Origin of the sequence: Pseudomonas sp. NPDC077186, from assembly GCF_044543505.1 — a bacterium.
Lineage (GTDB): Bacteria > Pseudomonadota > Gammaproteobacteria > Pseudomonadales > Pseudomonadaceae > Aquipseudomonas.
Genome location: NZ_JBITWE010000001.1, coordinates 178,639 through 202,149 on the forward strand (window position 1 = coordinate 178,639; position 23,511 = coordinate 202,149).

Annotated in this window: 18 protein-coding genes and 3 tRNA genes; 5 read left to right on the forward strand and 16 right to left on the reverse strand. The window is 65.5% G+C overall.

The window, feature by feature from the left end:
• Positions 1-2: 2 nt before the first annotated feature.
• The 6 genes from clpX to ACIGKL_RS00850 form a co-directional block, all read right to left on the reverse strand.
• A complete protein-coding gene (gene clpX, locus ACIGKL_RS00825) occupies positions 3-1,283 on the reverse strand; it encodes an ATP-dependent Clp protease ATP-binding subunit ClpX (RefSeq protein ID WP_397484846.1) in 1,281 nt (426 codons plus the stop codon).
• Between the two features lie 108 nt (positions 1,284-1,391).
• On the reverse strand, positions 1,392-2,033 hold the full coding sequence (clpP, locus tag ACIGKL_RS00830) for an ATP-dependent Clp endopeptidase proteolytic subunit ClpP (RefSeq protein WP_397484847.1): 642 nt from the start codon (positions 2,031-2,033) through the stop codon (positions 1,392-1,394).
• Positions 2,034-2,125: 92 nt separating this feature from the next.
• Complete coding sequence (gene tig, locus ACIGKL_RS00835; RefSeq protein ID WP_397484848.1) at positions 2,126-3,436, reverse strand: trigger factor; 1,311 nt, start codon at positions 3,434-3,436, stop codon at positions 2,126-2,128.
• Between the two features lie 126 nt (positions 3,437-3,562).
• Positions 3,563-3,647, reverse strand: a tRNA-Leu gene (locus ACIGKL_RS00840).
• Positions 3,648-3,703: 56 nt separating this feature from the next.
• Positions 3,704-3,779, reverse strand: a tRNA-His gene (locus ACIGKL_RS00845).
• A 38-nt stretch (positions 3,780-3,817) separates the two neighbouring features.
• A tRNA-Arg gene (locus ACIGKL_RS00850) sits at positions 3,818-3,894 on the reverse strand.
• 269 nt (positions 3,895-4,163) lie between these two features.
• Between ACIGKL_RS00850 and folD the strand changes: the two genes are divergently transcribed.
• Positions 4,164-5,018, forward strand: coding sequence for a bifunctional methylenetetrahydrofolate dehydrogenase/methenyltetrahydrofolate cyclohydrolase FolD (gene folD, locus ACIGKL_RS00855; protein ID WP_397484849.1), 855 nt, complete (start codon positions 4,164-4,166; stop codon positions 5,016-5,018).
• A 120-nt stretch (positions 5,019-5,138) separates the two neighbouring features.
• On the opposite strand, the gene ACIGKL_RS00860 is transcribed toward folD, so the two are convergent.
• Genes ACIGKL_RS00860 through ACIGKL_RS00885 form a run of 6 tightly spaced genes read right to left on the reverse strand, consistent with a single transcriptional unit; the run spans position 5,139 to position 11,079 of the window.
• Complete coding sequence (locus tag ACIGKL_RS00860) at positions 5,139-6,881, reverse strand: ABC transporter substrate-binding protein (protein ID WP_397484850.1); 1,743 nt, start codon at positions 6,879-6,881, stop codon at positions 5,139-5,141.
• Positions 6,882-6,932: 51 nt separating this feature from the next.
• A complete protein-coding gene (locus ACIGKL_RS00865; RefSeq protein WP_397484851.1) occupies positions 6,933-7,205 on the reverse strand; it encodes a DUF2160 domain-containing protein in 273 nt (90 codons plus the stop codon).
• A 13-nt stretch (positions 7,206-7,218) separates the two neighbouring features.
• A complete protein-coding gene (locus ACIGKL_RS00870) occupies positions 7,219-8,019 on the reverse strand; it encodes a carbohydrate ABC transporter permease (protein ID WP_397484852.1) in 801 nt (266 codons plus the stop codon).
• Positions 8,020-8,027: 8 nt separating this feature from the next.
• Positions 8,028-8,891 carry a carbohydrate ABC transporter permease gene (locus ACIGKL_RS00875; protein WP_397484853.1) on the reverse strand — a complete coding sequence of 288 codons (864 nt, stop codon included), beginning with the start codon at positions 8,889-8,891 and terminating at the stop codon, positions 8,028-8,030.
• The gene (locus ACIGKL_RS00880) at positions 8,888-9,985 is read right to left on the reverse strand and encodes an ABC transporter ATP-binding protein (RefSeq protein ID WP_397484854.1); all 1,098 of its coding nucleotides are present in this window, start codon (positions 9,983-9,985) and stop codon (positions 8,888-8,890) included. The genes ACIGKL_RS00875 and ACIGKL_RS00880 overlap by 4 nt, the downstream gene beginning before the upstream one ends.
• Entirely contained in the window at positions 9,985-11,079 is a 1,095-nt protein-coding gene (locus tag ACIGKL_RS00885; protein ID WP_397484855.1) for an ABC transporter ATP-binding protein, read from the reverse strand. Before ACIGKL_RS00885 ends, ACIGKL_RS00880 begins: the two co-directional genes overlap by 1 nt.
• Before the next feature lie 259 nt (positions 11,080-11,338).
• Between ACIGKL_RS00885 and ACIGKL_RS00890 the strand changes: the two genes are divergently transcribed.
• The 3 genes from ACIGKL_RS00890 to ampC all read left to right on the forward strand — a co-directional run bounded on the left by ACIGKL_RS00890 (position 11,339) and on the right by ampC (position 15,282).
• Positions 11,339-13,174, forward strand: a complete 1,836-nt coding sequence (locus ACIGKL_RS00890; RefSeq protein WP_397484856.1) for a sigma-54-dependent Fis family transcriptional regulator — start codon at positions 11,339-11,341, stop codon at positions 13,172-13,174.
• A 13-nt stretch (positions 13,175-13,187) separates the two neighbouring features.
• Positions 13,188-13,994, forward strand: a complete 807-nt coding sequence (locus ACIGKL_RS00895; protein ID WP_397484857.1) for an alpha/beta fold hydrolase — start codon at positions 13,188-13,190, stop codon at positions 13,992-13,994.
• A gap of 109 nt (positions 13,995-14,103) precedes the next feature.
• Entirely contained in the window at positions 14,104-15,282 is a 1,179-nt protein-coding gene (gene ampC, locus ACIGKL_RS00900) for a class C beta-lactamase (RefSeq protein WP_397484858.1), read from the forward strand.
• 87 nt (positions 15,283-15,369) lie between these two features.
• On the opposite strand, the gene ACIGKL_RS00905 is transcribed toward ampC, so the two are convergent.
• Positions 15,370-16,008: a DUF2459 domain-containing protein gene (locus ACIGKL_RS00905; RefSeq protein ID WP_397484859.1), complete on the reverse strand. Its 639-nt coding sequence runs from the start codon at positions 16,006-16,008 to the stop codon at positions 15,370-15,372.
• A 116-nt stretch (positions 16,009-16,124) separates the two neighbouring features.
• Entirely contained in the window at positions 16,125-18,956 is a 2,832-nt protein-coding gene (locus ACIGKL_RS00910) for an AMP-binding protein (protein ID WP_397484860.1), read from the reverse strand.
• Between the two features lie 130 nt (positions 18,957-19,086).
• Between ACIGKL_RS00910 and ACIGKL_RS00915 the strand changes: the two genes are divergently transcribed.
• Positions 19,087-20,364, forward strand: coding sequence for an MFS transporter (locus tag ACIGKL_RS00915; protein ID WP_397484861.1), 1,278 nt, complete (start codon positions 19,087-19,089; stop codon positions 20,362-20,364).
• Positions 20,365-20,415: 51 nt separating this feature from the next.
• Here ACIGKL_RS00915 and cysS read toward each other — a convergent pair whose 3' ends face one another.
• Both cysS and ACIGKL_RS00925 read right to left on the reverse strand, forming a co-directional pair.
• Positions 20,416-21,801 carry a cysteine--tRNA ligase gene (cysS, locus tag ACIGKL_RS00920; RefSeq protein WP_397484862.1) on the reverse strand — a complete coding sequence of 462 codons (1,386 nt, stop codon included), beginning with the start codon at positions 21,799-21,801 and terminating at the stop codon, positions 20,416-20,418.
• Positions 21,802-23,469, reverse strand: coding sequence for a glutamine--tRNA ligase/YqeY domain fusion protein (locus ACIGKL_RS00925; protein ID WP_397484863.1), 1,668 nt, complete (start codon positions 23,467-23,469; stop codon positions 21,802-21,804).
• Positions 23,470-23,511 lie beyond the last annotated feature (42 nt).

Below are 23,511 nucleotides of genomic sequence, written 5' to 3' on the forward strand. Positions count from 1 at the left end.
CGTTACGCGTCTGGCGCAGCTTTGGCTTGCGGCTCGCTGTTCTCGTAGATCAGCAGCGGCTTGGAGGAACCGTCGATCACGCTCTCGTCGATCACCACCTTGCTCACTTCCTGCTGGGAAGGGATCTCGTACATGGTGTCGAGCAGGATGCCCTCGAGGATCGAACGCAGACCGCGAGCACCGGTTTTGCGCTCCAGCGCCTTGTGCGCGACGGATTTCAGTGCATCCGGACGGAACTCCAGATCCACGCCTTCCATCTCGAACAGCTTGGCGTACTGCTTGGTCAGCGCGTTCTTCGGCTCGGTGAGGATCTGCACCAGCGCCGCCTCGTCCAGCTCTTCGAGCGTGGCGATCACCGGCAGGCGACCGACGAACTCGGGGATCAGACCGAACTTGACCAGATCGTCCGGCTCCACCTCGCGCAGGGACTCGCCGAGTTTCTTGCCGGTATCCTTGCTGCGCACCTCGGCGTTGAAGCCGATGCCGCCCTTGGTCGAGCGACCCTGGATGACCTTCTCCAGACCGGAGAAGGCGCCACCGCAGATGAACAGGATGTTGCGCGTATCGACCTGCAGGAACTCCTGCTGCGGATGCTTGCGCCCGCCCTGCGGCGGCACCGAGGCGACGGTGCCCTCGATCAGCTTGAGCAGCGCCTGCTGCACACCCTCACCCGAGACGTCACGGGTAATCGAAGGGTTGTCGGACTTGCGCGAGATCTTATCGATTTCATCGATATAGACGATGCCCATCTGGGCCTTCTCGACGTCGTAGTCGCACTTCTGCAGCAGCTTCTGGATGATGTTCTCGACGTCCTCGCCCACGTAACCGGCCTCGGTCAGGGTGGTGGCGTCGGCAATGGTGAAGGGCACGTTGAGCAGGCGCGCCAGGGTTTCCGCCAGCAGGGTCTTGCCTGAACCGGTCGGACCGATCAGCAGGATATTGCTCTTGCCCAGCTCGACATCGTCTTTCTTGTCGCGCTGGTTGAGACGCTTGTAGTGGTTGTACACCGCCACCGACAGCACCTTCTTGGCCCGCTCCTGACCGATCACATACTGATCGAGGATGCTGCTGATTTCCTTGGGGGCCGGCAATTTGTGCGCACTGCTCTCGGCCTGGGCTTCCTGCACCTCCTCGCGGATGATGTCGTTGCACAGGTCGACGCACTCGTCGCAGATGAATACGGAGGGACCGGCAATCAATTTGCGCACTTCGTGCTGGCTTTTGCCGCAGAAGGAGCAATAGAGCAGCTTGCCGTTGTCCTCGCCGTTGCGGGTATCAGTCATTCGATCAATCCAATACGGTAGGCTTGAAACACAAGATGAAGGCAAATGCGGGCATTTTCAAGCCCGCGACGCGGCCGGCTCGTCGCCGACCGCTCTATGGCGCGGCACTCAGACCGCCAGCTGACGCTTATCCAGAACCTTGTCGATCAGACCATACTCCACCGCCGCCTCACCGCTCATGAAGTTGTCGCGGTCGGTATCCTTGGCGATGACCTCGATCGGCTGCTTGCAGTGGTCGGCGAGGATCTTGTTCAGGCGCTCGCGGATGGTGAGGATCTCGCGGGCATGGATCTCGATATCCGAGGCCTGGCCCTGGAAGCCGCCCAGCGGCTGGTGGATCATCATGCGCGAATGCGGCAGGCAGTAACGCTTGCCGGCGGCGCCGCCAGCCAGCAGCAACGCCCCCATGCTGCAGGCCTGGCCGATGCAGATGGTGGACACGTCCGGCTTGATGAACTGCATGGTGTCGTAGATCGACATGCCGGCAGTCACCGCACCGCCCGGCGAGTTGATGTACAGATGGATGTCCTTGTCCGGGTTCTCCGCCTCGAGGAACAGCAACTGCGCCACCACCAGGTTGGCCATGTAGTCTTCGACCGGGCCGACCAGGAAGATCACCCGCTCTTTGAGCAGGCGCGAATAGATGTCGTAGGCACGCTCGCCGCGGGCCGACTGTTCGACGACCATGGGCACCAGGCCGCCGGCGGCCTGGATGTCGGGCATGTGTTGCATAAAAGGATTGCGGGACATGTCTTGCGCTCACTCCCTAAATAGTCATGTCTCAAATACGCATAAGCCAGCACTGAGGCTGGCTTATGGTGTGCTCGAACGAGGTTGCGAGATCAGTCGGCTTGCGGGGCTTCTGCCGGCTTGACTGCGTCTTCGTAGGAGACCGTTTTGTCGGTCACGTTGGCCTTCTGCAGAACAGTATCTACAACTTGTTCTTCCAGTACAACCGAGCGAACTTCGTTCATCTGCTGGTCGTTCTTGTAGTACCAGGCCACGACCTGCTCCGGCTCCTGGTAGGCCGAGGCCATTTCCTGGATCAGCTCGCGCACGCGGGCGTCGTCGGGCTTGAGCTCGAACTGCTTGACCACTTCGGCGACGATCAGGCCCAGCACCACACGGCGCTTGGCCTGCTCTTCGAACAGCTCGGCCGGCAGCTGATCCGGCTTGATGTTGCCACCGAACTGCTGAACGGCCTGCACGCGCAGACGGTTCACTTCGTTGCCGATCAGCGCCTTCGGCACTTCGACCGGGTTGGCGGCCAGCAGGCCGTCCATTACCTGGCTCTTCACCTTGGACTTGATGGCCTGGCGCAGTTCGCGCTCCATGTTCTTGCGTACTTCGGCGCGGAAGCCTTCCAGGCCGCCTTCCTTGATGCCGAACAGGGCGAAGAACTCGTCGTTCAGCTCAGGCAGTTGCGGGGCGGAAACGCTGTTCACCGTGACGGTGAACTCGGCGGTTTTGCCGGCCAGATCGAGGTTCTGGTAATCCTCGGGGAAGGTCGGGTTGATCACGCGCTCTTCGCCAGCCTTGACGCCGACCAGGGCATCTTCGAAGCCCGGGATCATGCGACCGGAGCCCAGCACCAGCTGGGTGCCCTTGGCGCTGCCGCCGGCGAAGGCTTCGCCGTCGATCTTGCCGACGAAGTCGATGTTCAGCTGATCGCCATTCTCGGCGGCACGCTCGACGGCTTCGAAACGGGTGTTCTGCTTGCGTAGGATATCGAGCATGTTGTCGACGTCGCTATCGACCACGTCGGCCTGCAGGCGCTCGATGGCGATGGAGTCGAAACCGGCAACCTGGAACTCGGGGAACACCTCGAAGGTGGCGACGTACTCCAGATCCTTGCCCTTCTCGAAGGACTTCGGCTCGACGGACGGCGCGCCGGCCGGGTTCAGCTTCTGCTCGACCACGGCTTCGTAGAAGGTGGCCTGGATCAGGTCACCCAGGGCTTCCTGACGAGCGGCGTCTTCGTAACGCTGACGGATGACGCTCATCGGCACCTTGCCAGGGCGGAAGCCAGGAACCTTGGCACGACGGGCAGTCTGCTGCAGACGCTTGTTGACTTCGGTCTCGATGCGCTCGACGGGGACGCCGACGGTCATACGGCGCTCAAGAGCAGAAGTGCTTTCAACAGAAACTTGCATGGATATTCCTCGTTGCACAGACATAAGCCGGCTCGAACCGGCCCCGAATCAAGGGCATGCATTCTAGAGGGTCGATGTGCAGAAGTCACCCTAGAAGCAGGCGGCAGTCGGGAGGCTATATAAAGATGGTGCGGACGGAGAGACTCGAACTCTCACACCTTGCGGCGCCAGAACCTAAATCTGGTGTGTCTACCAATTTCACCACGTCCGCGTGGCCGGAACCTTAAAACAAAAACGCCAGGCCTTGGGGCCTGGCGTTCTGGAATATGGGGTGGACGATGGGAATCGAACCCACGACACCAGGAGCCACAATCCTGTGCTCTACCAACTGAGCTACGCCCACCATATTGCTTTGCTTACTCAAATTGCCTGACCGCCAAATGGCGCACCCGGCAGGACTCGAACCTGCGACCATCCGCTTAGAAGGCGGATGCTCTATCCAGCTGAGCTACGGGCGCTTATCCATCCGCTAGCGCAGACTTAGAAGCTTTCGGCTCCGACCTTGCCACCAGGGCTTGGCTTTTGCCGTCTCACCCAGCGAGTGGCTGTTCCTGAGAAGCGGGGCGAATGTTATAGACGCGCCCCAACCCCGTCAACATAAATTTTCAAAAAAGTTCAGCGATATAAAGGAGTTACGCGAAAACGACGGCAGGCGCCTTTGCCCGAGGGAGCGCCCATGCGAGAATGCGCGTCCTTTTTTCATCCTTATTAATGGTTAATCAGCGCAATGACCGCACAACTGATCGACGGCAAGGCGATCGCCGCCAGCCTCCGCCAGCAGATTGCCCAACGTGTCGCCGAGCGCCGCCAGCAAGGCCTGCGCGCGCCGGGCCTGGCCGTGATCCTGGTCGGTACCGATCCCGCCTCCCAGGTCTATGTGTCGCACAAACGCAAGGACTGCGAAGAGGTCGGTTTCCTCTCCCGCGCCTACGACCTGCCGGCCGAGACCGGCCAGGCCGATCTGCTCGCCCTGATCGACGAACTCAACGAAGACCCGGCCATCGACGGCATCCTGGTGCAATTGCCGCTGCCCGAGCACCTGGACTCCTCCCTGCTGCTCGAGCGCATTCGCCCGGACAAGGACGTGGACGGCTTCCACCCGTACAACATCGGTCGCCTGGCCCAGCGCATGCCGCTGCTGCGCCCCTGCACGCCGAAGGGCATCATGACCCTGCTGCAAAGCACCGGCGCCGATCTGTACGGCATGCATGCCGTAGTCGTGGGCGCCTCCAATATCGTCGGCCGGCCGATGGCCATGGAACTGCTGCTGGCCGGCTGCACCGTCACCGTCACCCACCGCTTCACCAAGGATCTGCCGACCCATGTCGGCCAGGCCGATATCGTCGTGGTCGCCGCCGGCAAGCCGGGCCTGGTCAAGGGCGAGTGGATCAAGGAGGGCGCCATCGTCATCGACGTCGGCATCAACCGCCAGGAAGATGGCAAGCTGGTCGGCGACGTGGTCTACGAGACCGCCCTGCCCCGCGCCGGCTGGATCACCCCGGTACCGGGCGGCGTCGGCCCGATGACTCGCGCAGGCCTCTTGGAAAACACCCTGCACGCAGCCGAGCATCTGCATAAATAAGCAGCGCTGCATAACGAACAACGGCACCCGAGGGTGCCGTTTTTTATCGCGGCTAAAGCCGCTCCCACAGAGAAGGAAGCCCCTCGTGGGAGGGGCTTCAGCCGCGACTGCGGTCTCTCTTCAGTTGCGCGACTGTTCCCAGGACTTGAGCAACTCGTCGTAGGCAATGGTCTCGCCTTTGGGTTTCTCGTTGGCCAGCTTGGGCTTCGGCGCACCGGGCTGATCGAACCAGTACTGCGGATCACGCGGCTCGTTCAGCTTCGGCCCGCATTCATCCAGTACACCGGAGCGCTCCAGGCGGCCGAGCATAGTGTCCTGAGCAGCCGCCAGGCCATCCAGGGCCTGTTGCGGGGTCTTGTCGCCGCTGGCCGCCTCGGCAATGAACTGCCACCACAGCTGAGCCAGACGCGGATAGTCCGGCACGTTGGTGCCGGTCGGCGTCCACTGCACCCGCGCCGGGCTGCGGTAGAACTCCACCAGGCCACCGAGCTTGGGCGCCGCGTCGGTCATCGCCTGGGAGTTGATGTCCGATTCACGGATCGGCGTCAGGCCGACCAGGGTCTTCTTCAGCGACACGGTCTTGGAGGTGACGAACTGGGCGTAGAGCCAGGCGGCCAGACGCTGCTTCTCCGGGGTGGACTTGAGGAAGGTCCAGGAGCCGGCGTCCTGGTAGCCGAGCTTCATGCCCTCCTCCCAGTACGGGCCCTTGGGCGACGGTGCCATGCGCCACTTCGGCGTACCGTCTTCGTTGACCACCGGCAGGCCCGGCTTGGTCATGTCGGCGGTAAAGGCGGTGTACCAGAAGATCTGCTGGGCGATGGCGCCCTGCGCCGGCACCGGCCCGGCCTCGGAGAAGGTCATGCCCTGGGCCTCGGGCGGGGCGTACTGGCGCATCCAATCGACGTATTTGGTAGTCGCATAGACCGCCGCCGGACCGTTGGTATCGCCACCGCGGGCAACGCTGGAGCCCACCGGCCGGCAGCCGTCGACACGAATGCCCCACTCGTCCACCGGCAAACCGTTGGGCAGGCCCTTGTCGCCGCCGCCGGCCATGGAGAACCAGGCATCGGTGAAACGCCAGCCCAGCGACGGATCCTTCTTGCCGTAGTCCATGTGGCCGTAGACGCGCTGGCCGTCGATTTCCTCGACGTGCACCGAGAAGAACTCGGCGATATCCTCGTAGGCCGACCAGTTGACCGGCACGCCCAGCTCGTAGCCGTAGATCTCCTTGAACTTGGCCTTGAGCTCCGGGCGCTCGAACCAGTCGGCGCGGAACCAGTAGAGGTTGGCGAATTGCTGGTCGGGCAATTGATACAGCTTGCCGTCCGGCCCGGTGGTAAAGGAAGTGCCGATGAAGTCTTCGAGATCCAGGGTCGGTGAGGTGAAGTCCTTGCCCTCACCCTTGATCATGTCGCTGATCGCTACCGCCTTGCCGTAGCGCGCATGAGTACCGATCAGGTCGGAGTCGTTGACCCAGCCGTCGTAGATGTTCTTGTCCGACTGCATTTGCGTCTGCAGCTTCTCGACCACGTCGCCTTCCTGCAGCAGGTCGTGCTTGAGCTTGATCCCGGTGATCTCGCTGAAGGCCCTGGCCAGCACCTTGGACTCGTACTCGTGGGTGGTGATGGTTTCCGACACCACGCTGATGTTCATGCCGCGAAACGGCTCGGCGGCTTTGATGAACCATTTCAGCTCTTCGAGCTGCTGCTCGGGCGTCAGGGTCGAGGGGTTGAACTCCTCGGCGATCCATTTCTTCGCGGCCTCTTCATAGGCATCCGCCCAGGCCGTACCGCTCAAACCGGACAACGCCAGCAAGGCGGCCAACGCCATGCTATGTCGGGTCTTGTTGTTATTGTCGAACATAGAGACCTCCATCTCAGGATTTGGGGAGAGGCATACCGGTGGCAGCCCGGCTCAGCCCCAGCTCATGACTGCGCACAACCACAACAGCGATAGCAGCGACGCTATCCACACGCTCCAGTCGGTCACGCCTATCACCAGCAGGTGCAGGTAGGCGCTGCCGAGCAGACCGATGAACAACCGATCACCGCGGGTGGTGGTGATCGGCAGAAAACCTTTGCGCTCGACGCACGGCCAGCGCAGCTCGACCAGCGTCATGCCGGCCAGCAGTACGGCGATACCGCCGAAGAACAGCGCGGTGGGTAAAGTCCAGGCCATCCAGCTCATGATGAATCTCCTTTTACACGCGACCGAGGGCGAAGCCCTTGGCCACATGGTTGCGAACGAACCAGATCACCAGCATCCCGGGGATGATGGTCAGCACCCCGGCAGCGGCGAGCACACCCCAGTCGATGCCCGAGGCGGATACGGTACGGGTCATCACCGCCGCGATGGGCTTGGCGTCTACCGAGGTCAGGGTGCGCGCCAGCAGCAGCTCGACCCAGGAGAACATGAAGCAGAAGAACGCGGTGACGCCGATGCCGGAGCGGATCAGCGGGATGAAGATCTTCACGAAGAATTTCGGGAAGCTGTAGCCGTCGATATAGGCCGTCTCATCAATTTCCTTGGGCACGCTGGACATGAAGCCTTCGAGAATCCACACCGCCAGCGGCACGTTGAACAGGCAGTGCGCCAGCGCCACGGCGATATGGGTGTCGAACAGGCCGATGGACGAGTACAGCTGAAAGAACGGCAGCAGGAACACTGCCGGCGGCGCCATGCGGTTGGTCAGCAACCAAAAGAACAGGTGCTTGTCGCCAAGAAAGCGATAGCGCGAGAAGGCATAAGCCGCCGGCAGCGCCACGCTGAGCGAGATCAGGGTGTTGAGGCTGACGTAGTACAGCGAGTTGAGATAGCCCTCGTACCAGCTGCGATCAGTGAAGATCACCCGGTAGTTGTCCAGGGTGAAACTCTGCGGCCACAGGCTGAGCCCGCCGAGGATCTCGGTGTTGCTCTTGAATGACATGTTCAGCAGCCAGTAGATCGGCACCAGCAGGAACAGGAAGTAGATCAGCAGTGCCAGGCGTTTGCGTAGCGTCATGGTCGGCCTCAGCGGGTTTTGTCGTCATGGGTCATGGCGGTGTAGAACAGCCAGGACACCAGCAGGATGATCAGGAAGTACACCAGCGAGAACGCCGCCGCCGGGCCCAGGTCGAACTGGCCGATGGCCATTTGCGTCAGGGTCTGGCTGAGGAAGGTGGTGGCGTTGCCCGGCCCGCCGCCGGTGAGCACGAAGGGCTCGGTATAGATCATGAAGCTGTCCATGAAGCGCAGCATCACCGCGATCAGCAGCACGCTCTTGAGCTTGGGCAACTGGATATGGCGGAACACCGCCCAGTTCGACGCGCGATCGATGCGCGCCGCCTGGTAATAGACATCAGGAATGGCGCGCAGGCCGGAGTAGCACAACAGCGCCACCAGCGACGTCCAGTGCCAGACGTCCATGATCAGCACCGTCACCCAGGCGTCCATGGTGTTGGCTGCGTAGTTGTAGCTGATACCCAGACTGTTCAGCGCCCAGCCCATCAGGCCGATGTCGGCGCGGCCGAAGATCTGCCAGATGGTGCCGACCACGTTCCACGGGATCAGCAGCGGAATGGCCATCAGGATCAGGCACAGCGACGCCCAGCGCCCGCGTGTCGGCATGCACAGGGCGATGGCGATGCCCAGAGGAATCTGGATCAGCAGCACGCAGGCGGAAAAAATGAACTGACGCAGCAACGAGTCGTGCAGGCGCGGGTCCTGCAGCACCTGGCGATACCAGTCGACGCCGACGAAGTAGCGCGTGGCCGGATCGAAGATGTCCTGCACCGAGTAGTTGACCACCGTCATCATCGGCACGATGGCGCTGAACGCCACCAGCAGGAACACCGGCAGCACCAGCCACCAGGCCTTGTTGTTCTGCACCTTCATGGCGCCACCTCCACCAGGTAGTCGTCGGCGTAAAGCATCAGCCACTGCGCCGGGAAGCTCAGGTAGACCTGCTCGCGCGGCACCGGCTGATCCTCCTGCAGACGCACCTTGAGCACCTGGCCGTCGAGGTCGAAGGTGAGGATCTTGTAGGTACCGAGATCCTCGACGTGCAGCACCTGGCCGCACAGCGCGTCTTCGTAGGCGCCGTCCCAGATGTGCACGAACTCGGGGCGGATACCCACCTGCAGGCGCTTTCCCTCCAGTTCGGCCAAGCGCCTATTGAGTGCGTCCGAGAGTGGAAGCTGGGTGCCGGCGAAGCGAACGCCGCCCTCACAGCGCTGCACCTCGATCAGGTTCATCCCCGGACTGCCGATGAAATAGCCGACGAAGGTGTGTCCGGGACGCTCGAACAGCTCGCGCGGCGTGCCGAACTGGACGATCTGCCCGCCGTACATCACCGCGATCTTGTCGGCGAAGGTTGAGGCCTCCAACTGATCGTGGGTGACGTAGACCATGGTGATGTTGAACTGCTCGTGGATCTGCTTGAGCTTGCGCCGCAGCTTCCATTTCAGGTGCGGGTCGATCACCGTCAGTGGCTCGTCGAAGAGGATCGCCGAGACGTCGTCACGCACCAGACCACGGCCCATGGAGACCTTCTGCTTCTCGTCGGCGGTGAGGTTGCGCGCCTTCTTGTGCAGCAGCGGATGCAGCTCCAGCACCTCGGCGATCTCGTGCACCTTGCTCATCACCCGCGCCTCGTCCATGCCCTGGTTGCGCAGCGGGAAGGCCAGGTTGTCGAACACCGTCATGGTGTCGTAGACCACCGGAAACTGGAAAACCTGGGCGATGTTGCGCTGCTGCGGCGACAGCGAGTTGACCGCCTTGCCGTCGAACTGCACTTCGCCCTGCGACGGGCTGAGCAGACCGGAGATGATGTTGAGCAATGTGGACTTGCCGCAGCCTGACGGCCCCAGCAGCGCATAGGCGCCGCCCTGCTGCCAGACATGGTTCATCTCGCGAATCGCGTAGTCTTCCGGCACCTTCGGCACGCCGCTGTAGCTGTGCGCGAGGTTGTGCAAGCGAATCTCGGCCATCAGGCAGCCCTCCCCTGGCGGCGACTGGGCGCCTGCACCAACTGCCCATCGGCGGCGAAGACGAACAGCTTGTGGGTGGGGATGTAGATGAGGATCGGCGTGTCCACCGCATACTCGTGCACGCCCGGCAGGTGCAGCACCAGCACGAACTGCTCGTTGCGCACATGCAGGAAGGTTTCCGAGCCGCTGATCTCGGCCAGCTCGACGGTTACCGCCAGCTCCAGATCATCGTCATTGGACGGCACCAGACCGATATGGCTGGGGCGCACGCCAAAACGGTACTCGCCCTCGGCGATGCCGCGCAGATCGGGGTTGAGCGGAAAGTGCACGCAATCGGCGAAGCTCACCTCGGTGCCACTGATGCGCCCCGGCAGCAGGTTGATCGCCGGCTCCGAGAACAGCTCGGCGGCCAGCATCTGCTGCGGACGGTGGTAGACCTCGGCGGTCCTGCCGCTCTGCACCACCCGCCCCTCGTGCAAGATGGTGGTGGTGCCACCCAGGGCCAGCGCCTCGTTGGGCTCGGTGGTGGCGTAGATGGCGATGGTGTGGCGCGCCTGGAACAGCTCGCGCATCTCCTGGCGCAGCTCTTCGCGCAGCTTGTAGTCGAGATTGACCAGGGGTTCGTCGAAGAGGATCAGCGAAGCATCCTTGACCAGCGCCCGGGCCATGGCCGTGCGCTGCTGTTGGCCGCCGGACAGCTCCAGCGGATAGCGCGACAACAGTTTGTCGATGCGCAGCATGCGCGCGGTGGCTTCGACCTTCTCGACGATCTGCTCCTTGGCCACACCGGCCTGACGCAGCGGCGAGGCGATGTTCTCGAACACCGTCAAGGTCGGGTAGTTGATGAACTGCTGATAGACCATCGACACGTTGCGCTGACGTACCGGCATACCCGTGACATCGGCGCCGTTCATCAGCACACGGCCGCTATTGGGCCGATCCAGCCCGGCCATCAGGCGCATCAGGCTGGTCTTACCGGCCAGGGTGCGGCCGAGCAGGACGTTGAATGAGCCGGGTTCGAAACTCAGGCAGGCATCGTCGATATGCACCTGGCCGTCGACGATACGGGTGACGTGTTCGAGCTTGAGCGACATGGCCTGTCCTTTTTCTTGTCGTGCCATTCGGTTGCGAACATCGATAGCGACAAGCGTGCCAGTGCCCAAAAAACAGACATATCTCTTTGATAGAAAACAAAAAAGCCATTCACGCTCATTAGCACGCTGGTATTCCACTGAACACTTTTGAACAGTCGAATGTGAACAACTGAACAATTCGTTCGTTGACATTGAACAGTCATGAACGAAACTGGATCGATCGCGGCGCAGATCGCGAACCAACAAGAAGAGATCATGTATGACAGAAGCTGCCCGCGCGCCGGCGCACGACACCCTCATCCAGGAGTCCTGGTCGCGCTGTCGTGACTACGGCCTGACCCATCAGAGCTCGCCGCGCTTCGACCCACCGCCTGCCGGCGAACTGTCGGCCCTGCTGGAAAGCCGCCAGGCCCTGGTGCAGACCACCCACCAGGAAGTGCTGCCCTACTACGGCACCATCCTTTCCAACTCCAACTGCCTGATCATGCTCGCCGACGACCAGGGCCGGCTGCTGCAATCCTGGGGTGACCAGCGCTTCATCGAACCGCGCCAGGCCGCCGGTTTCGTCGCTGGCGCCAGCTGGCTGGAACGCTACACCGGCACCAACGCCATCGGCACCGCGCTCAGTTGTGGCCAGGCCGTGCATATCCAGCACGACGAGCACTTTCTCAAGGCCAACCGCTTCATGACCGGCTCGGCCTCGCCGATCTTCGACGAGCAAAGGCGCATGATCGCCGTGCTCGACGTGTCCAGCGACAGCTACCTGCCGCCGGCGCACACCCTCGGCATGGTCAAGATGATGAGCCAGTCGGTGGAGAACCGCCTGATCCTCAAGTTGTTCGCCGACCAGTATCACCTGCTCAGTTTCAATACCAGCCTGGACAACCTCGACAGCCCCTGGGCCGGCCTGGTGGTGTTCGACGAGCAGGGCCACGTGGTGTCCGCCAACCGCCGCGCTGACAATCTGCTGGGCCAACCCCTGACCTACGGCGCCATCGAGCAACTGTTCGACGTGCCTCTACAGCAGTTGCTCAACCAGCCGGACGGCCAGCCGTTCAGCCTGCGCACCAGCAGCCACTTCCGCTTTCACGCACGGGTACGGCGCCCTGCCCGACCGGCCCCCATTCAGCCTCGCGATTTCCGCCCGCAGGTTGCGCAGAGCACGCCACAAGAGCCTCATCTGCATGCACTGAGCATGGGTGATGCGCGGATGGACAAGGCCGTGCGCCAGGCCGAACGCCTGTTGGAGAAGGACATTCCGATCCTGATTCAGGGCGAAACCGGTGCCGGCAAGGAGGTTTTCGTCAAGGCGCTGCACCAGGCCAGTTCGCGCGCCGGCCAGGCGTTCATCGCGGTCAATTGCGCAGCCATTCCGGCGGAGCTGGTGGAGTCGGAGCTGTTTGGCTACGAGAAAGGTGCCTTCACTGGCGCCAGCCAGAAGGGCCACATCGGGCTGATCCGCAAGGCGCACAAGGGCACCCTGTTTCTCGACGAGATCGGTGATATGCCGCTGCGTGTGCAGGCGCGGCTGCTGCGCGTGCTGCAGGAGCGTTGCGTGCAGCCGCTGGGCAGCAGCGAACTGCATCCGGTCGATATCCGCCTGGTGTCCGCCACCAACCGCCCACTGCGCCAGGACGTCGACAGCGGCCAGTTCCGCGCCGACCTGTACTACCGCATCAGCGGCCTGAACCTGGAGCTGCCGCCACTGCGCGAACGCAACGACAAGCAGGCGCTGTTCCAGCGGCTGTGGGAGCAGCACCGCGAGCCCGGGCAATGGGCCGGACTCAGCCGCGAGGTGCTGGAACTGTTCCAGCGTCATCCCTGGCCGGGCAACCTGCGCCAGCTCAGCAGCGTGCTGCGCGTGGCGCTGGCCATGGCCGACGACCAGCCGATACGCGCCGAACACCTGCCGGACGATTTCTTCATCGACCTGCCGGCAGAGCCCCCTGTCGCCGCAGACATACCACCAGAGAGCGCAGACCTGGCCAGCCAGTACCATGCCTGTGGCGGCAACGTCTCGGGCCTGGCGCGGCGTCTGGGCGTCAGCCGCAATACCCTGTACAAGCGCCTGCGCGAGCAAGGCGTGCGCGTCTAGCGAGGGAGTTCGCATGCCACACGAAGCCTTCTGTCGCGAGGCCGGCAACGGCCCGGCGGTGGTCTGCCTGCACGCCAACGCCAGCAGTTCGAGCCAGTGGCAAGCGCTGATGGAGCGCCTGGCGCCCGACTATCGAGTCCTCGCGCCCGACGCCTACGGCGCCGGCAGGAGTCCGGACTGGCCGTCGGATCGGCAGATCAGCCTGGGCGACGAAGTCGAGCTGATCGAACCGCTGCTGGCGAGGGCCGGCGCACCGCTGGCGCTGGTCGGTCACTCCTATGGTGCGGCGGTGGCCCTGCTCGCCGCCCTCAGGCACCCCGGGCGGATCGCCACGCTGGTGCTCTACGAGCCGACGCTGTTCGCCCTGATCGATGCCCGGCAGCCGCCGCCCAATGCCGCCGACGGCATTCGCGCGGCCGTGGCGCAATCGGCGGCCGCTCTGGACGCGGGCGATCCCGCGGCCGCCGCCGAACACTTTATCGACTACTGGATGGGGCCCGGCAGCTGGCGGCAGATGCCCGAGCGGCGTCAGGCCCCCATCGCCGCCTCGGTGCGCAACGTGCGCCGCTGGGCTCATGCGCTGCTGGGCGAGCCCACGGCGCTGGCAACCTTCGCCACGCTGCGCGTGCCGGTGCTCTACCTGCTCGGCGAGCGCTCGACCGCCGCCGCGCACGCGGTGGCCGAGCTGTTGCTCCCCTGCCTGCCGCGGGTCGAGCGGATTGAATTCGCCGGTCTCGGCCATATGGGCCCCGTCACGCACCCGCAGCCGGTCAACGAGGCGATTGCAGCCTTTCTCGCCCTGCATCACCCTGTGCGCTGACGGCGCAAGCCGTCACTCGCGGCGCAGCTGTATTGCCAGCGGCGCGCTCAAGCGAGCGCGCAAAATGTGACAATTCACCTTATACAAACTAAATAACTAACTGATTTTAATGAAATTAAAAATCCTAGAATCTACTTTAACTCGCCTGCGCGTAGCGCTCCTGCCGGGTTTGCTGCTCGGCGCCGGCGACGCCCTGGCCGGTAGCGCGGCGGAACAACAAATCGAAACGGCGGTGAACGCCATCATTGAACCGCTGATGGCCGAGCACGCCATTGCCGGCATGGCGGTCGCCCTGAGCGTCGAGGGCCAGCACTACACCTTCAACTACGGCCTGGCCTCGCGGGAAACGGGGCAAGCCGTCGACGACGCCACCCTGTTCGAGATCGGCTCGGTCAGCAAGTTGTTTAGCGCCACCCTGGGCGCCTACGCCGCGGCCAGCGGCAAACTCGACCTGCACGACAGCGCCAGCCAGCACCTGAGCGAGCTGCGCGGCGGCCCCTTCGAGCGGATCAGCCTGCTCGACCTGGCCACCTACAGCGCCGGCGGCCTGCCCCTGCAGTTTCCCGAACAGGTGCTGGATCGCGCGTCGATGCTGGCCTATTACCGCAGCTGGCAACCGAGCTATGCCGCCGGCACCCAGCGCCTCTACTCCAACCCGAGCATCGGCCTGTTCGCCCACCTGGCCGCCGCCAGCCTGGGCGAGCCTTTTGCCGAATCGATGGAACGGCGGCTGTTTCCGGCCTTCGGCCTGACGCACAGCCATATCCGCGTGCCCAGCTCACAGCTGGCCGCCTACGCCCAGGGCTACGACAAGACGGATCAGCCGGTGCGGGTCAACCCTGGCATGCTGGACGCCGAGGCCTATGGGGTGAAAGCCAGCGCGGCGGATCTGCTGCGTTTCGTCGAGGCCAACCTGCACCCGGAAAGGCTACCCGAGCCCTGGCCGCGCGCCGTGGCGATGACCCAGGCCGGCTATTACCGGGTCGGCGACATGAGCCAGGGCCTGGGCTGGGAGCGCTACGCCTACCCCATCGACCTGGCGCGCCTGCAGGCCGGCAACTCCGCGGACATGGCGCTGCAGCCACAGGCCATCGAGCGCTTCGACGCGCCCATACCGGCCGCAGGCGACCTGCTGCTGAACAAGACCGGCTCGACCAACGGCTTCGGCGCCTACGTCCTGCTGCTGCCGGCGCGGGACATCGGCCTGGTGCTGCTGGCCAACCGCAACTACCCCAACGCCGAACGGGTGCGGGTGGCCCTGCAGATAATCGAGGCCGTCGCCCCGTAGCCCGGATGAAATCCGGGAAAGATGCGGGCCATAGCCGTCCCGGATTGCATCCGCGCCACGCACTCGGCGGCGCCGACTGCAGCGGCTTTATGGCACCCGGCAAATCAAGCCCGCCAGCGCCGGGCGCCGCAGCTGCCCCATCAACCCGGATACGGTCAGCGGCGAGCCCTCGCCGAGCGGCAGCCCGGCCGCCGCCAGCGCCTCGGCGACCCAGGTGTTGCAGGTATTGAGCAGCGAGTAGCGGCCGTTGGCCCGGTAGAAGCGACTGTGCCCGTACAGGCCGGGGCCGAGCGCTTGCGGCCGACCTTCGGCATCCAGGGCGAAGCCGGCCAGCAGGTAGTCCAGCAGGCGCTGGTAGCCCGCCTCGTCCAGCGCCAGGGTCAGCTGCCCGCCAGTCGGCCGCGCGGGCTGCTGCACCAGGTGCAGCACGCTGTCGCCCGACCAGAACAGCGCCTGCACGCCCTCGGCGAGACCGGCCTGCGGGTTGCGGTAGAAGCGCTCGTCGCCCCAACCCAGTTCGATAAAGCCATCGCCGGGGACGTCCTCGGCCAGAGCGGGCAACCGCTGCAACAGATCGGCTGCCGGCAATAGCAGGCCAGCGTGCAGACCGTGGTCGACCACCTGCACCAGCCTGACCGACGACGCACAGTGCGGCGGAGTTCGGGCATCGCTGGGGGCGCCAGCGCAGCCAAGCAGCAACAGCAAAGCCAGTAATGAAGCGCGCATCAGCGGTCGGCTCACAGCAAGGTCAATCTCAACCATAGCCAGCTCTCGCCCAAGCGCCCGCAGCTACGAGCCGGCGCTGGGGCCGCGCGTCGCGCAGCGCACAGATCGACCAGGGCCTAGCCGAAGCGCGGCACCCGTTCGGTTTCGTCCAGACGTTCCAGCAGCGCCGCCCGGGTCGCATCGCGCAGGCGGATCGCCTCCAGCCAGCCGTTCTGCTGCGCCCTCAGCGGCGCACAGAACTCGACCCGCAGCGGGCTCCGACGAGGCAGCCAGTGACCGTCGCGCAGCCACTCGCGCGTGCCGCCGATGGCCAACGGCAGCAACTCGGCGCCGCTGCGCGCGGCCAGGACGAAGGCGCCCATGCGCAACGGCCGCAGCCCCGGCTCGGGGCCGAAGGTGCCCTCGGGGAAGATCACCAGCGACTCGCCTGCCGCCAGCGCCGTCAGCAGCGCTTCGGCATCGGCGGCGCCACCGCGCGGGTCGACGCGCTCGACGAAGTGGGCGCCGAGCCGGCGCAGGAAACGCCCGGCGATGTGCTGTTCGGCCAGCTCGCGCTTGGCGACGAAGGCGAACTGCGGCGGCAGCACGGCGCAGAGCAGCAGACCGTCCAGGTAGCTGGCATGGTTGGCGGCCAGGACCTGTACCGAAGCGGTGGACAGCCGCTGCAACCCGCCGACCGCCGGCGACACGCCGGACAGCGCGAGGTACAGGCGCGCCCCGGCCCGCGCCCACAGACGACACCAGCGCCGCCGCGGCAGCAGGGCCACGCCGAGCCAGGTCGGCGCCGCCAGCAACGCCAACAGCAGCCAGCAGTAGAGGCCATAGAGCCACGCGCCGGCACCGCGCCAGCTGCGCCGCAGCTGCCCGCGCAGGCCCTGGCCGACCAGCCGCAGCAGCTGCCGCCAAACGGCCAGGCGCGGCCGGCCTATGTCGCCGCGCTCGAAGGCCTCGCGGCAGGCGGCGCGGCGGATCTTGCCACTGGAGGTCTTCAGCACGCTGTGTGGCGGCGCCAGGATGATGGCATCGGGCGGCACGCCGGCCAGCTCGAGCACCACGCGGCTGACCTCCTGCTGCAGTTGCCGACGCCGCCCGGCCTCCTGCTCCAGGGTTTCCGCCAGCACCACCAGGCGCTCCGTGCCACTGGCCGGATCCTGGCTGCCGAACACCGCGACGCAGCCCTTGCGCAGCCCCGCCAGGTTGCCCACCGCGGTTTCCAGGTCGTAGGGGTAGATGTTGCGCCCGGCGCGGATGATCAGGTCCTTGGCGCGCCCGGTCAGGTAGACCTCGCCGGCGGCCATGTAGGCCAGGTCGAGCGAGTCCATCCAGCCGTCGCGCAGGACCCGGCGGGTTTCCTCCGGGTTGCCCAGGTAGCCGGCGCTGGTGGACGGGCCGCTGAACTGCAGGTGCCCTTCGCGGCGCTCGGGCAGCTCGACGCCGCGCTCGTCGACGATGCGGATGCGGTGCCCCGGCAACGGCCGGCCGCAGGCGACGAAACGCAACACCGCGTCATCCTGCGCGCCCGCCGGTCGCGCCTCGCCGCGGCGCTGGAACGCCTCGCGCTGCACCCGGTCGACCAGCAGCCCGCGGCCCAGCGGCGGAAAGGCCACGCCCAGGGTCGCCTCGGCCAGGCCGTAGACCGGGGTCTGCGCGGCCGGCGCCAGGCCGTAGCGGGCAAAACGTTCGGCGAAGCGCCGCAGGGTGTCCGGGTTGACCGGTTCGGCGCCGTTGCAGGCCAGGCGCCAGCAGCTCAGGTCGAGCCCCTCCAGCTCCGCCTCGGGCAGCTTGCTCAGGCACAGCTCGTAGGCGAAGTTGGGCGCCGCCGACAGCGTGCCGCGCAAGCGATGGATGGTCCACAGCCAGCGCGCCGGGCGGGCGAGGAAGGCCAGCGGCGACATCAGCGCCAGGCGCACGCCGTGGTACAGGCTGCCCAGCCAGGCGCCGATCAGGCCCATGTCGTGGTACATCGGCAGCCAGCTGACGAACACATCCTGCGGCCCCACCTGCAGGGCCTGGCCCATGGCGCGCAGGTTGGCCAGCAGGTTGGCGTGGCTGACCATCACCCCCTTGGGCTGGCCGGTGCTGCCCGAGGTGTACTGCAAGAAGGCGAGGTCCTGCGCGCCCCTGGCCGGCGTGACGCAGCCGCCGCCCTCGCCGGCCAGTTCGGCGACGCTGGCGATACGCCGCAGGCTCGGTACCTGCGGGCGCAGCAAGCGGGCCAGCAGGCGCGCCTCGCTCACAGTGATCAGCAGCCGCGCCTCGGCGTTGGTGAGGATGCCGACCTGGCGGCGCAGGTGCTCCTCGATCTGCGACAGGCGCAGGGGCGGATAGATGGGCACGGGCACCCCGCCGGCCAGCAGGATGCCGAAGAAGGCGTAGAGAAAGTCGCGCCCGGTGGGCAGCATCAGCGCCACCGCCTGTCCCGGCCGCAGGCCGCCGAGCTGCAGCCCCCCGGCTACCGCCTGGGCACCGCGGTGCAGAGCGCCGTAGCTGATGTCCTCTTGCTCGTCGCCCTCGCCCAGCAGGTGCACGTGGGTGCGTTGCGGGTGGCGGCGCGCGTGCCACTCCAGCACCTGCATCAGGGTCTGCGCCGTCGCCGGCACCTGGGCGGTGTCCGCCTCGGTGTCAGGCGCGACGACGGGCGACGCGGCGGCCGCCGGCGCAGTGCGCCCCTGCAGCGCCCGCAGCAGGTCGGCGGGGGTCTCGGCATTGGCGAACAGGCTATCCGGCAGGCGCACGCCGAATTCCTGCTCGATGCGCGCCCACAACTCGGCGCGGGCCAGGCTGTCCAGGCCCAGGTCGCGATCCAGCACGCTGTCCAGGCCCGGTTGCAGCGCAGTCGCGGCCTGCGGGCGCAACTCGCTGACGGTGCGCCGCACGATCTCCAGCAGGCGCTGCACATCCCTTTCGCAACCCGGCGCGGCCTTGGTTGACGGAGACAGACGAGACATCGACGACCCTCACAGGTTGTGTAGGTCAGAGGCCATTATGCGCCCAATGGACAAGATGGGTGTCCCGCCTGACGAGACGGCCGCCCCCGGCTAGGCTTGCAGCTACCAACGCGATGAAAGAGAGAGCCGCATGCCAAGCAGTCTCGCCCCCGGCGTACGCCGCCGAGAAGTCTGGGCCTGGGCGATGTTCGACTTCGCCAACTCCGGCTACACCACGGTGGTGATCACCGCGGTGTTCAACGCCTACTTCGTCGCCGTGGTGGCCGGCGGCCAGGCCTGGGGCACCCTGGCCTGGACCAGCGCCACCGCCCTGTCCTATGCCCTGGTCATCCTCAGCGCGCCGCTGCTCGGCGCCTACGCCGACGCCCTCGCCTGCAAGAAGCGCCTGCTGCTGGTCAGCGCCCTCGGCTGCATCCTGTTTACCGCGGGGCTGGCCCTTGCCGGGCCCGGAACGCTGGTCGTCGCCCTGGTGTTTATCGTGCTGTCGAATTTCTGCTTCGGCACCGGCGAGAACCTGATCGCCGCCTTCCTCCCCGAACTGGCCCGGCGCGAGGCCCTGGGCCGGGTCTCGGGCTGGGGCTGGGGCTTCGGCTATATCGGCGGGCTGGTCAGCCTGGGCGCCTGCCTGGGCTACGTGACCTGGGCCCAGGCACAGGGCCAAAGTGCCGAGCAGTTCGTACCGGCCTGCATGCTGATCACCGCGGCGTTGTTCGCCGTCGCCTGCGCGCCCACCTTTGTCTTTCTCGGCGAGCGCAGCCGGCCGCAGCTGGGCGCCGCCATCGGCGTGCAGGCGGTGTGGTCACGCTTCGCCCAGACCCTGGGCGAGGCCGGGCGCTACCGCGACCTGCTGCGTTTTTTGCTGTGCACCGTGTGCTACCAGGCCGGCATCTCGGCGGTGATCACCCTGGCCGCCATCTATGCCGAGCAGGTCATGGGCTTCGCCACCCAGGACACCCTGCTGCTGATCTTCGCGGTCAACGTCACCGCCGCCATCGGCGCGGTGCTGTTCGGCTGGCTACAGGACCGTATCGGCCACCGCGCCACCCTGAGCCTTACCCTGCTGGGCTGGATCGCCATGATCGGCCTGGTCTGGGCGGCCCAGGGGCCGCTGCTGTTCTGGCTGGCCGCCAACCTCGCCGGCCTGTGCATGGGCGCCAGCCAGTCGGCGGGGCGTGCCATAGTCGGGCTGCTGGCACCGGCCACGCGCCTGGCGGAGTTCTTCGGCCTGTGGGGCCAGGCGGTCAAGCTGGCGGCGATTCTCGGCCCCATGACCTACGGCCTGACCAGTTGGCTCAGCGGCGGCGACCACCGCCTGGCCATGCTGATCACCGGCAGCTACTTCGTGATCGGCCTGCTGCTCCTGGCCAGCGTCGACCTGGAGCGCGGCCGCCGCGCCGCCCTCGCATAAACGACAAGGGCCGCTCGAAAGCGGCCCTTGTCGTGCTACCCGAACAATCTGCTATTCGGCCAGGCGCCAGCTGGTGCCGCCCTTGCCGTCTTCCAGCACCACGCCCATGGCGGTGAGCTGGTCGCGGATACGGTCGGATTCCGCCCAGTTCTTCTCGGCACGGGCCGCAAGGCGCGCGGCGATCAGCGCCTCGACCTCGGCGGCGTCGACCTTGCCGGCAGCGCCGGCCTGCAGAAAGGCATCCGGCTCCAACTGCAGCACGCCGAGCACGGAGGCCAGCTGCTTGAGCTGGGCGGCCAGGCCGGCGGCGGCCTGGACGTCGGTCTCGCGCAGGCGGTTGACCTCGCGGATCATCTCGAACAGCACGGCGCAGGCTTCCGGCGAGTTGAAGTCGTCGTCCATGGCCGCGCCGAAGCGCTCGACGAAGGCTTCGCCACCGGCCGGAGCCACTTCCAGCAGGCCTTTCAGGCCATTGTAGAAGCGCTCCAGGGCGCCCTTGGCTTCCTTGAGGCTGTCTTCGGAATAGTTGATCGGGCTGCGGTAGTGGCTGGACACCAGCAGGTAGCGCACCACCTCCGGGTGGTACTTCTCCAGCACCTCGCGGATGGTGAAGAAGTTGCCCAGGCTCTTGGACATCTTCTCGCCGTCCACGCGCACCGCGCCGGCGTGCATCCAGGCCTTGGCGTAGAGCCTGCCGGTGGCCGCCTCGCTCTGTGCGATCTCGTTCTCGTGGTGCGGGAACACCAGATCCGGGCCGCCGCCGTGGATGTCGAAGGTCTCGCCCAGGCAGCAGGTGGACATCACCGAGCACTCGATGTGCCAGCCCGGACGACCCTTGCCCCAGGGCGAATCCCAGCTCGGCTCGCCCGGCTTGGCGCCCTTCCACAGGACGAAGTCCAGTGGGTCCTGCTTGATCTCGTCGACCTCGATGCGCGCACCGATCTTCAGCTCGTCGATCTTGCGCCGGGACAGCTTGCCGTAGCCCTCGAACTTGCCGACGCGGTAGTACACGTCGCCATTGCCCGGGGCGTAGGCGTAGCCCTTGTCGATCAGGGTCTGGATCATCTGGTGCATGCCGGCGATATGCCCGGTGGCGCGCGGCTCGATGTCCGGGCGCAGCACGGACAGGCGCGCCTCGTCCTCGTGCATGGCGGCGATCATGCGCTCGACCAGGGCCTCGAAGGGCTCGCCGTTCTCCTGCGCACGCTTGATGATCTTGTCGTCGATGTCGGTGATATTGCGCACGTAGGTCACGTCGTAGCCGCGCGCACGCAGCCAGCGGGTAACCACATCGAAGGCCACCATGACCCGGGCGTGGCCGATATGGCAGAAGTCGTAAACGGTCATGCCGCACACGTACATGCGCACGCTGTTGCCTTGCAACGGCTGGAAGGCGTCCTTGGTCTTGCTCAGGGTGTTGTAAATGCTCAGTGCCATTTACTGCCCCCACGAATCGCGCAGGGTGACGGTACGGTTGAACACCGGCTTGCCCGGCTGCGAGTCCTTCAGGTCGGCGACGAAGTAGCCTTCGCGCTCGAACTGGAAACGCTCTTCCGGCGCGGCCTGGGCCAGCGACGGCTCGGCGCGGCAGCCCTGCAGAACGACCAAGGACTCCGGGTTGATATTGTCGAGAAAGGTCTGGCCCTCCTCGGCCTTCTCCGGGTTGGCCGAGCGGAACAGGCGATCGTACAGGCGCACTTCGCACTCGACGCTTTCGGCGGCCGGCACCCAGTGGATCACGCCCTTGACCTTGCGCCCTTCCGGGTTCTTGCCCAGGGTGTTCTCGTCATAGCTGCAGCGCAGCTCGACCACATTGCCTTGCGCGTCCTTCACGGCTTCATCCGCGCGGATCACATAGCTGCCGCGCAGGCGTACTTCGCCACCGGGGATCAGGCGCTTGAAGCCGTCCGGCGGGGTTTCCTCGAAATCGCTGGCATCGATATAGAGCTCGCGGGAGAACGGCAGCACGCGCACGCCCATGTCCTGCTTGGGGTGGCGTGGCAGTTCGAGGTTCTCGACCTTCCCTTCCGGGTAGTTGGTGATCACCACTTTCAGCGGCTTGAGCACGCACATGGCGCGGGCGGCATTGGCGTCCAGGTCCTCGCGGATGGCGAACTCGAGCATGCCGATATCCACCAGGCCGCCGGCGCGGTTGACGCCGATCATGTCGCAGAAGGTGCGGATCGACGCTGGGGTGTAGCCGCGGCGGCGGTAGCCGGACAGGGTGGACATGCGCGGGTCGTCCCAGCCGCTGACATGGCCTTCATCCACCAGCTGCTTGAGCTTGCGCTTGCTGGTGATGGTGTAGTTCAGGTTGAGGCGGGCGAATTCGTACTGGCGCGGCTGAGCCGGCACCGACAGGTTGGCCAGGAACCACTCGTAGAGCGGGCGATGGTCCTCGAACTCCAGGGTGCAGATGGAATGGGTGATGCCCTCGATGGCGTCCGACTGGCCGTGGGTGAAGTCGTAGCTGGGGTAGATGCACCACTTGTCGCCGGTCTGGTGGTGATGGGCGTGGCGGATGCGGTACAGAATGGGATCTCGCAGGTTGATATTTGGCGAGGCCATGTCGATCTTGGCGCGCAGCGAGCGGGCGCCGTCGGCGAACTCGCCGGCCTTCATGCGGGCGAACAGGTCGAGGTTCTCTTCCACGCTGCGCTCGCGGAACGGGCTGTTCTTGCCCGGCTCGGTCAGGCTGCCGCGGTATTCGCGCATTTCCTCGGCGTTGAGGTCGCAGACGAAGGCCTTGCCCGCCTCGATCAGCTCCACCGCCCAGGCATGCAGCTGGTCGAAGTAGTCGGAGGCGTAGCGTTCCTCGCCGGCCCACTTGAAGCCCAGCCACTCGACATCGGCCTTGATCGCGTCGATGTACTCCTGGTCTTCCTTGGCCGGGTTGGTGTCGTCGAAGCGCAGGTTGCACTCGCCGCCGAACTCCTGGGCCAGGCCGAAGTTCAGGCAGATGCTCTTGGCATGGCCGATATGTAGGTAGCCATTGGGCTCCGGCGGGAAGCGGGTGACGATCTTGGCGTGCTTGCCGCTGTCCAGATCGGCCTGGACGACGGGGCGCAGGAAGTTGGCGGCTTTTTCGACGGTGGGCTTGCTCATGGGGTCCTTAAGATCATGCTGGCGCGGCAGGGTAGGCCGGTT

Excerpts from the sequence above, each read along its gene's own strand:
- ampC (WP_397484858.1), top strand. The coding sequence starts at position 14,104 with ATGAAATTAAAAATCCTAGAATCTACTTTAACTCGCCTGCGCGTAGCG.
- ACIGKL_RS00910 (WP_397484860.1), bottom strand. The coding sequence starts at position 18,956 with ATGTCTCGTCTGTCTCCGTCAACCAAGGCCGCGCCGGGTTGCGAAAGG.
- ACIGKL_RS00915 (WP_397484861.1), top strand. The coding sequence starts at position 19,087 with ATGCCAAGCAGTCTCGCCCCCGGCGTACGCCGCCGAGAAGTCTGGGCC.
- ACIGKL_RS00860 (WP_397484850.1), bottom strand. The coding sequence starts at position 6,881 with ATGTTCGACAATAACAACAAGACCCGACATAGCATGGCGTTGGCCGCC.
- ACIGKL_RS00905 (WP_397484859.1), bottom strand. The coding sequence starts at position 16,008 with ATGCGCGCTTCATTACTGGCTTTGCTGTTGCTGCTTGGCTGCGCTGGC.
- ACIGKL_RS00875 (WP_397484853.1), bottom strand. The coding sequence starts at position 8,891 with ATGAAGGTGCAGAACAACAAGGCCTGGTGGCTGGTGCTGCCGGTGTTC.
- clpX (WP_397484846.1), bottom strand. The coding sequence starts at position 1,283 with ATGACTGATACCCGCAACGGCGAGGACAACGGCAAGCTGCTCTATTGC.
- tig (WP_397484848.1), bottom strand. The coding sequence starts at position 3,436 with ATGCAAGTTTCTGTTGAAAGCACTTCTGCTCTTGAGCGCCGTATGACC.
- ACIGKL_RS00890 (WP_397484856.1), top strand. The coding sequence starts at position 11,339 with ATGACAGAAGCTGCCCGCGCGCCGGCGCACGACACCCTCATCCAGGAG.
- folD (WP_397484849.1), top strand. The coding sequence starts at position 4,164 with ATGACCGCACAACTGATCGACGGCAAGGCGATCGCCGCCAGCCTCCGC.
- ACIGKL_RS00865 (WP_397484851.1), bottom strand. The coding sequence starts at position 7,205 with ATGAGCTGGATGGCCTGGACTTTACCCACCGCGCTGTTCTTCGGCGGT.
- ACIGKL_RS00895 (WP_397484857.1), top strand. The coding sequence starts at position 13,188 with ATGCCACACGAAGCCTTCTGTCGCGAGGCCGGCAACGGCCCGGCGGTG.
- ACIGKL_RS00885 (WP_397484855.1), bottom strand. The coding sequence starts at position 11,079 with ATGTCGCTCAAGCTCGAACACGTCACCCGTATCGTCGACGGCCAGGTG.
- clpP (WP_397484847.1), bottom strand. The coding sequence starts at position 2,033 with ATGTCCCGCAATCCTTTTATGCAACACATGCCCGACATCCAGGCCGCC.
- ACIGKL_RS00870 (WP_397484852.1), bottom strand. The coding sequence starts at position 8,019 with ATGACGCTACGCAAACGCCTGGCACTGCTGATCTACTTCCTGTTCCTG.
- ACIGKL_RS00925 (WP_397484863.1), bottom strand. The coding sequence starts at position 23,469 with ATGAGCAAGCCCACCGTCGAAAAAGCCGCCAACTTCCTGCGCCCCGTC.
- cysS (WP_397484862.1), bottom strand. The coding sequence starts at position 21,801 with ATGGCACTGAGCATTTACAACACCCTGAGCAAGACCAAGGACGCCTTC.
- ACIGKL_RS00880 (WP_397484854.1), bottom strand. The coding sequence starts at position 9,985 with ATGGCCGAGATTCGCTTGCACAACCTCGCGCACAGCTACAGCGGCGTG.